Annotated in this window: 14 protein-coding genes; 3 read left to right on the forward strand and 11 right to left on the reverse strand. The window is 44.4% G+C overall.

Annotation, left to right across the window (positions count from 1 at the left end):
• Positions 1 to 143 precede the first annotated feature (143 nt).
• From AC58QG_RS07980 to AC58QG_RS08030, 11 genes are all read right to left on the reverse strand, one after another.
• Positions 144 to 1,031 carry a LysR family transcriptional regulator gene (locus AC58QG_RS07980; RefSeq protein ID WP_497361549.1) on the reverse strand — a complete coding sequence of 296 codons (888 nt, stop codon included), beginning with the start codon at positions 1,029 to 1,031 and terminating at the stop codon, positions 144 to 146.
• Between the two features lie 106 nt (positions 1,032 to 1,137).
• Positions 1,138 to 1,779 (reverse strand): hypothetical protein, encoded by a 642-nt coding sequence (locus AC58QG_RS07985; RefSeq protein ID WP_497361550.1) that lies wholly within the window; start codon positions 1,777 to 1,779, stop codon positions 1,138 to 1,140.
• A 29-nt stretch (positions 1,780 to 1,808) separates the two neighbouring features.
• A complete protein-coding gene (locus AC58QG_RS07990; protein WP_497361551.1) occupies positions 1,809 to 2,984 on the reverse strand; it encodes a sugar ABC transporter permease in 1,176 nt (391 codons plus the stop codon).
• An 11-nt stretch (positions 2,985 to 2,995) separates the two neighbouring features.
• A complete protein-coding gene (locus AC58QG_RS07995) occupies positions 2,996 to 4,516 on the reverse strand; it encodes an ATP-binding cassette domain-containing protein (protein ID WP_497361552.1) in 1,521 nt (506 codons plus the stop codon).
• A 93-nt stretch (positions 4,517 to 4,609) separates the two neighbouring features.
• A complete protein-coding gene (locus AC58QG_RS08000; protein WP_497361553.1) occupies positions 4,610 to 5,707 on the reverse strand; it encodes a sugar ABC transporter substrate-binding protein in 1,098 nt (365 codons plus the stop codon).
• Between the two features lie 112 nt (positions 5,708 to 5,819).
• Positions 5,820 to 6,992, reverse strand: a complete 1,173-nt coding sequence (gene xylF, locus AC58QG_RS08005; RefSeq protein ID WP_497361554.1) for a D-xylose ABC transporter substrate-binding protein — start codon at positions 6,990 to 6,992, stop codon at positions 5,820 to 5,822.
• 4 nt (positions 6,993 to 6,996) lie between these two features.
• A complete protein-coding gene (locus AC58QG_RS08010) occupies positions 6,997 to 8,607 on the reverse strand; it encodes a response regulator (protein ID WP_497361555.1) in 1,611 nt (536 codons plus the stop codon).
• Positions 8,568 to 10,007 (reverse strand): sensor histidine kinase, encoded by a 1,440-nt coding sequence (locus AC58QG_RS08015; protein ID WP_497361556.1) that lies wholly within the window; start codon positions 10,005 to 10,007, stop codon positions 8,568 to 8,570. The genes AC58QG_RS08010 and AC58QG_RS08015 overlap by 40 nt, the downstream gene beginning before the upstream one ends.
• On the reverse strand, positions 9,988 to 10,989 hold the full coding sequence (locus AC58QG_RS08020) for a sugar ABC transporter substrate-binding protein (protein ID WP_497361557.1): 1,002 nt from the start codon (positions 10,987 to 10,989) through the stop codon (positions 9,988 to 9,990). Before AC58QG_RS08020 ends, AC58QG_RS08015 begins: the two co-directional genes overlap by 20 nt.
• Positions 10,990 to 11,077: 88 nt before the next feature.
• Complete coding sequence (locus AC58QG_RS08025) at positions 11,078 to 11,332, reverse strand: hypothetical protein (RefSeq protein ID WP_497361558.1); 255 nt, start codon at positions 11,330 to 11,332, stop codon at positions 11,078 to 11,080.
• A 77-nt stretch (positions 11,333 to 11,409) separates the two neighbouring features.
• Complete coding sequence (locus tag AC58QG_RS08030) at positions 11,410 to 12,363, reverse strand: NADP-dependent oxidoreductase (RefSeq protein ID WP_497361559.1); 954 nt, start codon at positions 12,361 to 12,363, stop codon at positions 11,410 to 11,412.
• A 109-nt stretch (positions 12,364 to 12,472) separates the two neighbouring features.
• Between AC58QG_RS08030 and AC58QG_RS08035 the strand changes: the two genes are divergently transcribed.
• The 3 genes from AC58QG_RS08035 to AC58QG_RS08045 all read left to right on the forward strand — a co-directional run bounded on the left by AC58QG_RS08035 (position 12,473) and on the right by AC58QG_RS08045 (position 14,619).
• Positions 12,473 to 12,964 (forward strand): MarR family winged helix-turn-helix transcriptional regulator, encoded by a 492-nt coding sequence (locus AC58QG_RS08035; protein WP_497361560.1) that lies wholly within the window; start codon positions 12,473 to 12,475, stop codon positions 12,962 to 12,964.
• A 75-nt stretch (positions 12,965 to 13,039) separates the two neighbouring features.
• The gene (locus AC58QG_RS08040; RefSeq protein ID WP_497361561.1) at positions 13,040 to 13,465 is read left to right on the forward strand and encodes a VOC family protein; all 426 of its coding nucleotides are present in this window, start codon (positions 13,040 to 13,042) and stop codon (positions 13,463 to 13,465) included.
• Between the two features lie 167 nt (positions 13,466 to 13,632).
• The gene (locus AC58QG_RS08045; RefSeq protein WP_497361562.1) at positions 13,633 to 14,619 is read left to right on the forward strand and encodes a copper amine oxidase N-terminal domain-containing protein; all 987 of its coding nucleotides are present in this window, start codon (positions 13,633 to 13,635) and stop codon (positions 14,617 to 14,619) included.
• Positions 14,620 to 14,641 lie beyond the last annotated feature (22 nt).

A 14,641-nucleotide genomic window follows, 5' to 3' on the forward strand; every position in this document is an offset into this window, starting at 1 on the left:
TAACTTTATGAATATTTTATCGACCTGTTGCAGAGTTGTACAATCAATAGTTTTTGTGTGGAACCCATAAAATATTTTATGGCTTTACGCAATGAAATGAAAAAGACACCGCCAATAAGCGGTGTAATCAAAAGATTTTTAACTCACATATGCTGGTTTTTCATAAATTGCACATAACGATCAACGATCGCAAGGTCTAAAGAGGTTTCCCTGTATAACATCCACGTATTCCGCTTGATGGGCTCGCCACTTTTTCGAACCAAAGAAATTGAATGCAGTTCATCTTGTGGTGAAACAAAAACACCAGGCACGATCGAGTATCCAAGTCCCTGCTTGACCATTTCTTTGCAGGTTTCGTATGTGTCTACTCGCATTGTCACTGTGGGCGGCGAATCGTACCATTCATGCCACCACGCCTGAATCGTTTCACTGAAAGGTGAATGCGTCTGACTCATCGCATGATTCCTTGGCTCATGATAGAGAATATGCGGCAACTCCGGAAGTCGCTCCACATCTATTTCTTCTTTGGAAATGATGTAAATATGCTCATCGTGCAGAAGACTCTTCGCATCAAACCAGGGATATTCTCCCCGGATGATGCCCACATGGATCGCTTCTTGATGAAGCAAATCCAGAATCTCAGGACTTAACGCGGATGTGACATGGATTTGTATGTCCGGGTAATCGTCCTTAAATTTTTTGAGTAAGGGAGGGAGCTTGTACAGACCAAAATAACTGGCAACACCTAATCGAAGCGTGCCTTTCAGCTCATTTCGCATTCCCGTAATGTAATCCTTCAATTTATTTAAATCTAGAAGCGTCTTTCTCGCGAAATCCACCAAATAGTTTCCTTCTGGCGTGAGACGAGCCCCCTTGCTAGATTTAGCAATAATGGGAACACCGTATTCTTTCTCCATCTGTTGGATCCTGTAGGTTAGCGCAGGTTGCGTAATATAGAGCCTTTCTGCAGCCTTCGTCAAACTTTGTTCTTCAGCCAAATACTGCAGCATGATACAATCTTTCTCGTTCAAGAAAATCCCCGCTTTCCATTGAATGCCTTCATTATAGCGCTAGCTTCCATTTATAACAAAAAAAGCGAAGCCCCATTTACGGAACATCGCTTCTTGCTTTTAGATCCTATGAGCGTAAACGCAGCATCTCTTTTGAATCATCATTTTGCAAGTAATCCTTATACGTCTCTCGCCAGTAGGCTTCCTCCAGTTCTTGAAAGGACAACTCCAAACTCATGGATTTGCCAAGTTGAAAAGCGTGATAGCGATAGGCATTGAAAAAATTTCTTTCCGCAGTACTAATTGCACTTCCTTTATAGATAGCAGAGTGTTGCGCAAATCCCATACCAACAATTATAGCAATTCCTGCTGCTACAAATCGAGATATCAGGTAAGAAGCGACTCCTGCCCATCCTGTCGTTACGAGTCCAATCGCAGCTGCAATCATCGTGGGGAGGAAGAGACCATAAATACGGGAAAATAGCGCTCCAAGCTGAATGAATGGAAACCATACGATTCCCTTATTCGTTAAGAGGATGCCAATGGTCATTGCAAACAATGTACAAATGGCAATATTCGAAGGGCTTAATTGCAGCGCAAAGCACACGTTACCTGTGACAAAACCTAATGATGAGGTCATTACACTAATAGACTCTGTGGTTTTTAGAATGCTTTTCGGTTTAATTTCCGGATACAATCTTGCCATAAGACCAAAGCTTGTTGGAACATCCAGACTTATTTTGAGCCCTTTGGGCGTGTAAATAGCCATATCATGTCCCTCCTCTCCGCCACCATGCATTAAGCTCTCTTCTTCCTCGTAACGACATCGAAAATAACGGCAATGGCCAGTACCGCACCACGAATCATGTATTGATACGAAATGCCAATCCCCATGAGATTCATCCCACTCGATAAGGAAGCCATAACAATCGCTCCGATAATGGAACCTGTTACCTTTCCAACACCGCCTGCTGCAGAAACGCCACCAACATAGGCCGCTGCTATCGCATCAAGCTCGAATAATGTTCCCGCTGTCGTCGTTGCGGATTGCAATCGTGCCGTGAAGAGAATACCAGATAGAGCGGATAGCATGCCCATTGATCCAAAAACAATATAAGTGATCTTTTTCACACTAATCCCGCTCAAATTTGCTGCCTCTGGATTGCTGCCAACTGCATAAATATGTCTGCCTAACACCGTTGAGGTTGTCAAAAAGTGATACACAGCAACCACAATCATGACCACGATGACCGTCCAGGAAAAGCCGTTATACCCGGCTAGAATCCATGTAATATACGCGATGATCGCCGAAACGAAAATGACTTTCACGGTGAAAATATTGGCAGAAACCACTTCGAAATTATACTTCAGCTTGTTATTTCGCTTTGAAAATTCACTGTAAATGTAAAGAATGATCATGACAGCGCCTAAAATCAAGGAGAGGAGATTCAATCCACCTACCTTCGTAATGGCGGGGATAAAGCCGTTCCCAATGGCATTGAAGTTCTCATCTTTAATAATAATCGTACCCGTTTTCTCGGTTACACGCAGCAGCGCTCCTCTGAAAATTAGCATCCCTGCAAGTGAGGCAACAAAGGACGGAATACCGAATTGTGCAACCAACAATCCATTAAATAACCCAACGATAATTCCGAGTACTAGAATAATTGGAATCGTAATATAGAAGGGAACTCCTGCTTGTGAAAGGAGCACGGCAGCAATAGCACCTAGGAAACCTGCGGCAAATCCAACGGATAAATCAATATGTCGGATTACAATGACAAGTGTCATCCCAACGGCTAGAACCGCTATATAGCCTGTAGCATCAATCAGATTACTTATATTTCGTGATGACATGAACAATCCATCCGTCATGATGGAGAACGTCAGCATGATGATGAATAGGGCAATATACATCCCGTATTCTCGAATATTCACTTTGATTAGCGATTTGGCTTCACTATAAAATTGCACTGGTCTTCCTCCTATTGCGTCGCAAGCTTCATAATCATTTCTTGATCCGCATCCTCGATGGATAGCTCGCCTTTTATTTTACCTTCAGCCATGACATATACACGATCACTCATCCCCAAGACTTCACTAAGCTCCGACGAGATCATAATAATGCTCATTCCTCCGCTGATCAGCTTGTTCATAATCGTATAAATTTCGTATTTGGCCCCGACATCAATGCCGCGTGTAGGTTCATCTAAAATGAGCAGTTTCGGATTCACAAATAACCATTTGCCAATTGATACTTTCTGTTGATTTCCCCCGCTCAAATTACCAACAATTTGTTCAACGGAAGGCGCCTTAATGTTCATTGACTGCTTATAATGATTGGAAATCTTTACTTCTTCGTTATTGTTGATGATGCCATTCTCAGAGATCTCATCCAAGTTGGCAACGGAAATGTTTTGCTTAATATCTTGAATGAGGAATAGTCCGTCCCCTTTGCGATCCTCCGTTACATACGCAATGCCTGCTTGGATGGCATCCTTTGGATGGTGAAATGTCTGTTTAACACCTTCCATAAGAAGATCTCCGCGGAGCTTATACGCTTTCGGATTGCCAAAAATACTTTGCGCCAGCTCCGTTCGACCTGAACCCATCAAACCAGCAATACCGACAATTTCACCCTTTTTAATATGCAAATTCACATCTTTCACAACGTCACGACCCAACTGCGGATCATACGCCGTCCAGTTTTGGATCTCGAGAATGTTCGTACCGATCGACTTCGTCATTCTTTTCGGGTAAATATCATCGATCTCACGACCTACCATGTTTTTGATGATGACACTTTCCGAAATCTCACCTTTTGCAGCGTCCAATGTACAAATCGTTCTACCATCTCGTAAAACAGTGATATGATCGGCAATCGCCGTCACTTCTTTGAGCTTATGCGAAATCATAATGCTCGTAATGCCTTGCTTTTTCAGCTCTCGCAGCAGCTCAAGCAAGTTCTCGCTTTCTTTCTCATTGAGCGCAGCTGTCGGTTCATCGAGAATGAGCAGCTTCACATCCTTGCTTAACGCTTTGGCGATTTCAACGAGCTGTTGCTTCCCAACGCCCAAATCCTTCACGAGAACTTCTGGGTTCACATCCAGCTTCACTTTCTGAAGCATCTGTTTGGCTTGACGAATCGTCTGATTCCAATCAACCATCATACCTTTTCTCACTTCGTTGCCTGCATAAATGTTCTCATACACCGTAAGGTCCGGGAATAGCGCTAACTCTTGATAAATAATAGCGATACCCGTCTTCACACTGTCGCTGATTTTCGAGAATTGCTGAACCTTGCCCTCAAAAACAATATCTCCCGTGTAAGTGCCATGAGGGTAAACACCGCTAAGCACCTTCATTAAGGTCGATTTGCCTGCGCCATTTTCACCTACCAAGCAATGAATTTCGCCCGTATTTACTTTAAAATTAACGTTCGCAAGTGCCTTCACACCCGTGAATTCCTTGGAAATGTTGTTCATCTCTAATATATATTTACTCATTATCAAGCGCTCCTTAGCCGAACGACTCTTGGAATAGAGGAATAGTGATAGACGTATCTATCACTATTCCGTCCAAGCTATGTGATCTTACACTTACAAGCCTTTGAAATCGGATGCTTGGTAGTAGGCCGAATCAACGAGTGCTGATTTTACGTTCGCTTTATCAACAACGATAACATTCGTTTGTTTTGCTTTGACGTCAATTTTGCCATTGTTATAAGATCCTGTAGTTTCAGGTGTTTTGCCATCCAGGATTGCAACAGCCATTCCCATCGCATCTTTAACAAGTGTACGAACATCTTTGAACACGGTCATGGATTGTTTTCCGTCGATCACGTATTGAATGGAAGCTTTCTCTGCGTCTTGACCCGTAACTAGGAACTTCGTTACAGCTTTATCTGAAGCAAATACATCCGCGATGGAGCGAGCTGTTCCATCATTTGGAGCTAGAATGGCAACATCGCCCTTCATGTCTGCTGCAGCCGCTGTCAAATGTGTTTGAGCTTTGTTCTTCGCTTCGTTTGCATCCCAGTTCGTCGTCACTTGACCAATAATTTTACTCATTTGTTCACGAGTTAATTTAGCAGTACCTTTCAAAGCGACAGCTTCACTGGAGTTAGCAATTTTGAATGTGCCATCCGCAATTTTCGGTTGAAGAACTTGCCATGCACCTTCGAAGAACAAGAAAGCATTATTGTCAGATGCAGCACCTGCATACAGATACAGGGGTTGACCTGGTTTCGCTTTATCAACAAGGTATTGCGCTTGTGCTTTACCTACAGCAATACTGTCGAAAGTTACGTAGTAGTTAACAGCGTCTGTTTTTGTAATCAAGCGATCATAGGAAATGACTTGGATACCGGCTTTTTTAGCGGATTCCACTGCAGCAGCTGCAGCATCACCGTCTTGTGGACAAATGATCAATACTTTGATTCCTTTTGCGATCAAAGCATCAACGTTTTCCTTTTCTTTCGCTGAGGAACCTTGGCTGAATAAGATTTCAGTTGTATATTTCGAACCTTTCAATGCGTCTTTGAAGCGTTGCTCATCTTGAACCCATCTTGGCTCGTCTTTGGTAGGCAATACAATCCCAACACTGACTTTCGAACTGGAGTTCCCACATGCTGCAACCATCACGGCTAGAAACATAACCACTAACATAAGAGAAATCGCTTTCACACTTCGTTTCATTTGTAATACCCCTCTCATTTGTTTTGGCTGTGCGCCAACTACAAACTGAGTATATCACCGGGATTTTCCAATGTAACCGCTTTATATTAGCACTTTTTTTAACCTTGCTATACTATTTTGTCATTTGCCCATGATTCACATTTTTATAAACGTCTTCTCTCAGGTGGAAGCCATCTGCAATAATCGTGGCATCCATATTCGATTGATCAACAGCAATGGGGTCGAGCAAAATGGACGGGACGTCAATTTTCTTATTGTTTACTTTTTTATCCGCATGGACGTTTTCACCCTTCGCCATCTTCACAGCAAGCTCAGCTGCGGTTTCAGCAAGCTTCTTAATGGGCTTATAGACGGTCATTGTTTGCGTACCTTCGACGATTCGCTGCGCAGCTGCCAGCTCAGCGTCTTGTCCCGACACGGGAATAAGACCTGCCATCTTCTGTGCTGATAACGCCTGGATAACACCGCCTGCTGTGGCGTCATTCGCGGCAACAACCGCATCCACTTTATTCTGATTAGCTAGCAAAGCCCGCTCCATGTTCGCCAAAGCATTCGCAGGCTTCCATTCTTTCGTCGCTTGATCAAAAACGATGTTAATATCTCCCTTCTCGACGAGCGGCTTCAGAATGTTCATCTGACCTTTTTTGAACATATGCGCATTATTGTCCGTATCCGCACCTTCAATGAGAACATAGTTCCCCTTTGGAGCCTTTTTAACAATTGCCTTTGCCTGTAACTCGCCAGCTTTCTCATTATCGAAGGATATATATAAATCAACATCCGAATTGACGATTAATCGGTCATAGGAGATGACCTTGATGCCCGACTTGTGTGCTTTCTCAACGATCGCTGCCGACACTTCTGCGTTGTGCGGGACAATAACAAGGACATCAACACCACGGGATATCAAATTCTCAGCTTGAGCAAGCTGCAAAGCATCGTCACCGTTAGCGGCTTGAACCTCGATAAGAGCACCGAGCTTCTCTACGGCAGCTTTGAACAGATCACGATCCTTTTGCCATCGTTCTTCCAGCAACGTATCGATCGATAGACCAACGACCACTTTCTGATCCGTCTGGACGATCCGATTGGGGCTTGGCTTACTATCGATTTGCGGGCTAGCTTTATCCGTTGGTGGACTACTAGCTCCGATGAACGAGCAAGCCGTTAGCCCCACGGCCATGATGGCGGTTATGCCAACCATTCCGCTCTTCTTTATGACATTTTTCAGCGCAAACCCCTCCTTTAAGTTTAAGTTGTCGTAATAACCTCGCGTCGAGTGCATAGTCTTAGCTGTGCTTTTTGTTCGTCGGTCGAATCAGCATTTTCCGATAATCCGTCGGCGAATGCCCAACTAATTTTTTAAACACTCGGCTGAAATAATTCGGATCATTATAACCCACTTCAAAGGTGATTTCTTTGAGACTTTTATCCGTTTCCTGCATGAATTGTTTGGCCATTTCAATCCGATATTCCGTTAGAAAGTCAATATAATTCATGCCAAAATGCTCCTTAAATAGCTTGCTAACATAGAACGGATTCCGATCCACGGTGGCAGCAATCCGTTCCAAGGACAAGTCTTCATGTGCATGCTTCTGGATATACAGCTTCATCGTTTGGAGTAAATCTGTCTCGACAACTTCTCCAACCTGAACTAAATTATGAATCAACAATCGGGATTCCGCTTTTAGTTGCAAATAGCTTGTTGTTGAATAGGGAAAATAAGGCGTATTGACCTCCATCCCCATTTCCTGCAACACTCGCGTCACAATGATTAACACTTCAAATATTCGTTGCTGCGACATTCCCACGCCTTGCCCGATACCTTCAAAAACATCAATCATTCTAGCAATCTGATCTCCTGCTGCTTCTAAATTGCCGCGTCTCATCTCTTCGAGCACGGTTTTCTCCATCTCAAGAGTACGGGTACCAATCGCCTGGATATCTTCCTGCGTTAGATTCTCATACAAACAATAACGTGCTGGCAGCGTCGCATCCATAGAAGCCAATAAAGCCTCATGATAGGATTTGCGCATATCCCGTATGTCCTTGCATACGCCACCAATTCCGATAAAAAGACGAAAACCGCTCTTCATATCCAATGCTTGGATCCATTTTTTAGCGACGTTAATGGCCTGTGCCCGATACGAGAATTCGCCGTCCATAAATACAATAACAGGAACTTGATTGCCTGACATTTTCCCTAGCCAGATCGGATTTGAGACCTCGGGAAGCTGCTCGTTTAATTGCATATATACCATATCCAATTCACGCATTTGCGCAGTTTCCTCAGATACTAGCGAGAATTGCAAGGTCATCACGAAGCCGTCTCGCCCCGTAGGTAGCCCGACTAGGTCGATCATTTCAATAAGTGAAGCAGATTGCACATAATCAAATAATAACTGCTCTACGATATCTGCTTCCACCAGTGGGGTCATCTTAAGCAACCGTGCTTGCTCTAAGTTTCTACTCGCTAACTCACGCTGCAACATTATGATCTCATTGGCTACTCGGCCAATCGTCTCCAGGACAACAGAGATTCGGCTTGGTTTCAGCATGTAGTCAAACACGCCTAATTTAATCGCCTGTTGGGCAAATTCAAACGTATCAAACGCGGTGACTACAATAAACTTGACCGTTTTGTTAGTCTCCCTAATCTTCTCTATGGCTTGAAGTCCATTAATGCCTGGCATTTTAATATCCATCGTAATGAGATCTGGTTGTAAGCGCTCTGCGGCTTCAATGGCTTCCCTGCCATTCGCTGCCTGTCCCACGACCTCCACGTCTGGAGAGCCCTCTTCTATAATTCTTTGCAGCGCAACCCGCTCAATTGGTTCATCATCCACGATCAACAAACGAATCATACCACTTGCCCCCTCGGCAGCTTCAATGTAATACAAGTGCCAGCTCCTAGATGGGATTCTATCTCTATGATCTCTTCAACCCCATAAAACAGCTGTAAGCGATGAATCACATTCCATATGCCTATCCCTGTAGAATGGCCTTTATATACGGAATTTTCAGTATGTGACAACAATCTATTTAACTGCTCTTCATCCATGCCTTGTCCTGTATCCTGTACCTGAACAAGGATGTGTTTCTCTTCCTGCTTTACGCGAATGGTTAACGTGCCACCCTCTTCAGCCGGTTCAATCGCATAAATAAACGCATTCTCTGCAAGCGGTTGCAAAATAAGAATAGGAAGCTCAATTCCCAGTGCCTCCTCATCAATTTCGCGCACGACACGCAAACGATCGCCGAAGCGAGCCTTTTGAATCGTTAAATACTCCTCTAGCACCTCGAGCTCATCCTTTAATGACACACGGCTATCCAGCTTACGGAGATTATATCTAAGCATACCGGCGACAGAGCTAATTAATTCGCTTGTTTTACCCGCACCAGCCAAATAAGCCTCCTTAGACAGCATATTTAACGTATTAAAAAGAAAATGAGGATTGATTTGACTTTGTAAACTCTTCAACTCACTTTCCTTCAACATAAGCTTATGTCGATGAAGATCGTATTCCAATTGTGCCTTACTCTGAATATCATCGATAAAATGACCGATTTTCAGTCTCATACTGTCCAACGTTTTGGCCAAGAAGGCCATTTCATCGTTATTGCCCAAATCAATCGGATTTTTGAAATTCCCCCGAGACAATTCACGCGCTGACAGTGTTAATTTCAACAAGGGCTGTGTGACACTATCGACAAATCGATACGAAAAGAGCAGCAACAGCAAGGAAACCAGCGCCAAAGTCCAGAGACCCATTTTCTTTATATTTTCACTACGCTTAATAATTTTTCTGTAAAAGGCATCATACGTGTTCTGCTCACCGCTTATTAACGTTAGTGTCGTTTCTGAAATATATTTAGAAATGTTGGACGCCTCGTCAAATTGCTTGGCCGCATTCTCTTCGTCGTTATCCTTCTGAAAACGAACAGCTAAATCCATCGCTTCCGATTGACTTTCCAGCATGTTCTGCAAATTGTCGAGCAGCATCGTGTTACTCGAATTTCGCAGCCAATTCATCTCGGATTTTGTTCGCAACAAGCTGCTGTTATCCGTTACATATTGATTCAGGCTTTCCAACGTAGGAGCCATACGGTATTTATTCAAGGTTGTTAGGGATTGCTGGCTTAATTGCGAAGCTTGATTCATTTGCATGTAACGCTGTAGAATCTCGTTGTACTTCTCCACTGTTCGCTGATTATAAATGCTCATGGAGAGCCAAATAATCGCCATAATGACCCAGATCAGGATCGACAACATCATCATTTTACTTCGAATGGTTTTCAAGGGCTTTCTCCTCTTCTCCAGATGAAGTCACCACACTGATTGGCGTGAAGTAGCTGTTTTCGAGCGGCAGCTGTGTAGCATCTAACCAACGTTTCATCAAATTGACGCTCAAAATCCCCATTTCCTCATAATGCTGTGAGAGCCCAGCTTTCACCTGGCCATTCTTTATCAGCATCACCGTTTGCGGAGAGTCATCGAATAGGAAAATCGGATATTCTTTGGTTCGCGAGCGGGAATGCGCCGCTTGAACGATACTCTCTCCCGATTCTGTCGACAGACCAATGAAAGCGGTCACATTTGGATAGTGATTCAAAATATCGTTCGTTTGCATTTTCGGTTGCGACATTTCTGGATCATTCGCTGCAGTAACAACCTTCAAACCGTCGTATTTTTTAAATACTTCGTTCAGACCTTTTAATCGGAGATCATCCGTTGATGGCGATGACAAGTTCTTAATCACACCGACTACCCCTTTACCATTCAGTTGGGTTGCGATGTACTCTCCCATAATAATCCCTTCTTGATAATGATCGGATCCAATATACGACTTGCGCAAACTGCTTGGCGCGTCGGAATTTATCGTAATGATCGGAATCCCTTTCTCCGTCGCTTTCTTCACCATAAGATCAAAATCTGGATGATCCACACCTTCCACGACAATCCCACTCGCCTTGGAAGCGATTGCAATATCAATCTGCTTAATTAATCCTTCCAAATTCGATCGGTAGACTCCCCAGAAATCGATTTTGATATGGTGTTCTTCAGCAGCCTCATGTGCCCCTTTTTGAATGGCATTCATCATAAAGCTACCCTGCTCTTGTGAGATGATCACGATGCGTTCTTCATGCTCATGCACCATGGGTTCCCCTGCACTACTAGACATACTCAAATCGCTTTGATAAATCTTGAGCATATAGTATAAAGAAAATGACAGCGTAACAAAACTACTGGCAATGATCGCAATCAAAATCAATTTTTTCATACATTCACCCACAGACTCTTCCAATTTCCAGTAATTCTATCATGATTTCAGGGATTCGAATAGAATCAAAAATAAAATCCAACAACGATTACGTTGCTGGATGTATGATTTGTGCAAATTGTTGCAGAAATCGTTCATGGTTGAAAGCCAAATGTTCATTCCAAGGTGATTCCCACCCCGCATAACCAGGTGTCAGATGGACCTGCCCTTTCTTCACAGCCTTTAAACCTCGCCAGTCTACATGACTAGATTGATTTGCCCAAGTCGCTTGCGAAGTTGGATCCTTACAGACGTTCACAATCACATGGTCAGCCTCAAATTCGGCCAACTCAGACAATTGCACGGAATCAGTCGTCCATCCGTGGTATCTGAAATGACTAACTCCATGCTACACAGGTTTCTCCTTGCAGCCAATGCTTCTTAATCGATTATACGAAGCACAATCCGCCCGCGTCCGTGCCCAGTCTGGCTCTTCTCATGTGCTTGACGAACATCTCCCATGGCGAAGCATTGTTCAATATGGAAGGTAAGCTTCCCTTCTTCGATGTGCTCAGCAATAGCAGCCAAATCCTCTTTCGTAGCGATGCCTGGACGAATCAACGTGATGCCATGTTGTTTCGCCTGCTCCATCGGCGGTTGACCTGCGATCGATGCCAATCGTCCACCTCGCTTCATGACAGACCATGTACGCGCCAGAGTCTCTCCGCCTACGGTATCAAGTACGAAATCGACATCGTTCACGATCTCTTCAAAACGTTCAGACGTATAATCAATTACTTTGTCTGCCCCTAACGAGGCCACATAGGCCCGATTCGCCGGCCCCGCTGTTGCAATGACCTCTGCTCCTCGCCATTTCGCGAATTGAACTGCGAACAAGCCAACGCCTCCCGCGGCGCCGTGAATCAGTACACGCTCGTTCGGCTTCACTTGCCCTTCCGAGACAATGGCACGCCACGCTGTGGTGGCTCCTCCGGACAACGATGCGGCTTCTTCGTAAGTAATCGAAGCTGGCTTAAGCGCAATCTCATCCTCAGAAGCTGTCGTATACTCCGCGTAAGTTCCCTTCGTACTGCGCCCAAAAACAGATTGTCCAATCTGCCAAGTGGACACCCCTTCTCCAACAGCCTCTACGATGCCTGAAAAAGCCGTTCCCGGAATGTGCGGAAATTGAATCGGCATCGGGAACAACCCCCTGCGTATTTTCCAATCAACAGGAAGAACGCCAGCTGCATGAATGCGCACAAGTACTTCTCCCGCTTGTGGCTGCGGAACGGGGATCTGCTCCACTTGCAGAACCTCGGCTTCACCAAAGGTATGATAACGAACAGCCTGCATTTGTCTAGCGGCCACTTTAACATCACTGTTTTCAGTCATTTGGGTTCCCTCCTCTTTTCTGCTCATGTATGATATATTTAATGTGTATACTCAGTAATTCGATTTATACTGAGTATACTCAGCACTTTCTCGACTGTCAAGGAGGACTATGAAGCCTAAGCCAACCCCATCCAATACACCAGATCAACTGACAGATTTAATGGATTCCAGCCGTGCTCAATCCACACCAACTGCAGGGGACGTCTTGCAACTTTTAATACGTACAACCCATCGTTTGCATACACAATTTGAGGAGCACTTATCGCTGCTAGGGATCCCTGCTTATTTAACGGGGCCACGCGTTCGGGTACTCATTGCGATTGAAGAAGAAGGAAGCATACGGATGTCAGATCTCGCGTCCAAATTAGGCATCAAAGCACGCACTGTCACCCAATTCGTTGATGCGCTTGAACAAGAGTCACTTCTCACCCGATCAACGGATCCAGATGACCGTCGAGCAACCTTCCTCCAGTTAACGGAAGTAGCACCTCCCTTGATTGCAAAAGCTCGCGCCGCGATGAGCCAAGCGTCAGATCAGGTCCTTCACGCATTAACGCCAGAAGGACGAAATCAACTCCAGACCTTATTGTTAAGCATGTAGGGCTGGTGGATTTTCAAAGTGACCAGTGGTAGAATATAGGGGATTGTCCAATTTCACACTAAGAGGAGAATGGTAATGTCAATCAATGCTTATTTAAATTTCCAAGGTAACACTCGCGAAGTTGTGAATTTCTATGCAGAAGCATTTAATCTGCCATCTCCAAAAATCATAACATTTGGCGATATGCCAGAACATCCTGATTACAAGCTTCCTGAAGAAGCCAAAAATGGCGTTATGCATACGCGTCTGGATATTAACGGAAGTACGCTAATGTTCTCCGACGTGTTCCCTGGTATGCCATACACTGTAGGAAACAACATCAGTCTTTCTTTCGTTAGTGCAAACGCCGAAGAAATCCAAAATGTTTTCCATAAGCTAAAAGAAGGCGGAAAAATCGGCATGGAGCTTCAAGCGACTGATTGGAGTAAAATGTATGGTCAAGTTGAGGACAAGTTCGGTATTCTCTGGCAGTTTAATCTTGACAGTGGCGAAGGTTTCTAATTTGCCGGTTTTCTCATCCTTTAAAGTAAAGCCGCTGGTTCCCACCAGCGGCTTTTTGCTGCGCAATCCTATAAAAATGATTTAACTATACTAGAAAGCTTGCTATGATGAGAGAAGTGTTTTCTTGCTTTCTAACAGACTACGATCGCTAGCGAAAGGATGAGAATATGCGGCGATTTCCTATCATTACATGCCTATCTGTCTTTATCCTCCTTGGGGCTGATTCTCCTGCGGACCCCCCAAGTGTAGATATCGAAGTGGTGCAATTTCATTCGCAAATGGCACCAAATATGAAACCTATCGATGCCATCTTTCATGGCGCTGACCAATTTGAGATCGCTTGGAGATTGCAAGAGCCATCTCCTCAACAACTATTTTTTGCAGGCGACAACACCGCCTATTATCAATCCAATGGTCAGTGGAAATCAGTCCTTCCAAGCGGTGAACGGCTGCCAGTCAAGCTCAGCGCTAAACTCCCCGAGCCCGTCAATACGCCAATTTCACCCAAGTTGAAAGTAACGGAAAGCAGTTTGAGCCTGCTCGAAGATCAGAAAGCTAGTTGGACCTATACCTTTCCAGACACTATTCAGCTTCGTCCAAGTACACTTCAATTTGATGCAGCTGACCATATCTATTTTCATGATAACAGCGGTGGTTGGTATTCACTTGACCATGACGGGAATTTGCGCTACAAGCTGACTCTGCAAGATCAGGACATCCAGCTAACATGCAAAGCTTCGCCGGCAGGTGATGCCTTGTGTTCTTCGCCTCATCTCGGTATCTTTGCCATACAAGAGAAAACAAACGCCCCTCGCCTCATCATCGATGGCAAAGAGCGTTTTTTCACACAAGAACCTCAAATTATGAACGGCTTCACCTTCGTTCCGCTTCGCGCTATATTCGAAGCCTTGCAATCGAAAGTTGACTGGAATGCGGAGACACAGACAGTAACCGCAACGAAAGGAAAACAGACGGTTAAGCTGACGCTTAATAGCGAGATAGCTCAATTGAATGGTAAGAACACTCAGCTTGATGCGGCACCGATCCTTTATCAAGAAAGTACGTTCGTCCCCCTTCGCTTCGTTGGAGAAGCGCTGGGAGCAACCGTCATTTGGGAGAATGCGACTCGCACCATTCAGATCATAAGCAAATAAGATGCTTATGCCAGAGATGGTT

It is taken from the genome of Paenibacillus sp. J22P169, from assembly GCF_059691995.1.

What these genes read in the sequence shown, in the direction of transcription:
- AC58QG_RS07985 (WP_497361550.1), bottom strand. Translation starts at nt 1,779, where the DNA reads ATGGCTATTTACACGCCCAAAGGGCTCAAAATAAGTCTGGATGTTCCA.
- AC58QG_RS07995 (WP_497361552.1), bottom strand. Translation starts at nt 4,516, where the DNA reads ATGAGTAAATATATATTAGAGATGAACAACATTTCCAAGGAATTCACG.
- AC58QG_RS08000 (WP_497361553.1), bottom strand. Translation starts at nt 5,707, where the DNA reads ATGAAACGAAGTGTGAAAGCGATTTCTCTTATGTTAGTGGTTATGTTT.
- xylF (WP_497361554.1), bottom strand. Translation starts at nt 6,992, where the DNA reads ATGCACTCGACGCGAGGTTATTACGACAACTTAAACTTAAAGGAGGGG.
- AC58QG_RS08020 (WP_497361557.1), bottom strand. Translation starts at nt 10,989, where the DNA reads ATGAAAAAATTGATTTTGATTGCGATCATTGCCAGTAGTTTTGTTACG.
- AC58QG_RS08030 (WP_497361559.1), bottom strand. Translation starts at nt 12,363, where the DNA reads ATGACTGAAAACAGTGATGTTAAAGTGGCCGCTAGACAAATGCAGGCT.
- AC58QG_RS08035 (WP_497361560.1), top strand. Translation starts at nt 12,473, where the DNA reads ATGAAGCCTAAGCCAACCCCATCCAATACACCAGATCAACTGACAGAT.
- AC58QG_RS08040 (WP_497361561.1), top strand. Translation starts at nt 13,040, where the DNA reads ATGTCAATCAATGCTTATTTAAATTTCCAAGGTAACACTCGCGAAGTT.
- AC58QG_RS08045 (WP_497361562.1), top strand. Translation starts at nt 13,633, where the DNA reads ATGCGGCGATTTCCTATCATTACATGCCTATCTGTCTTTATCCTCCTT.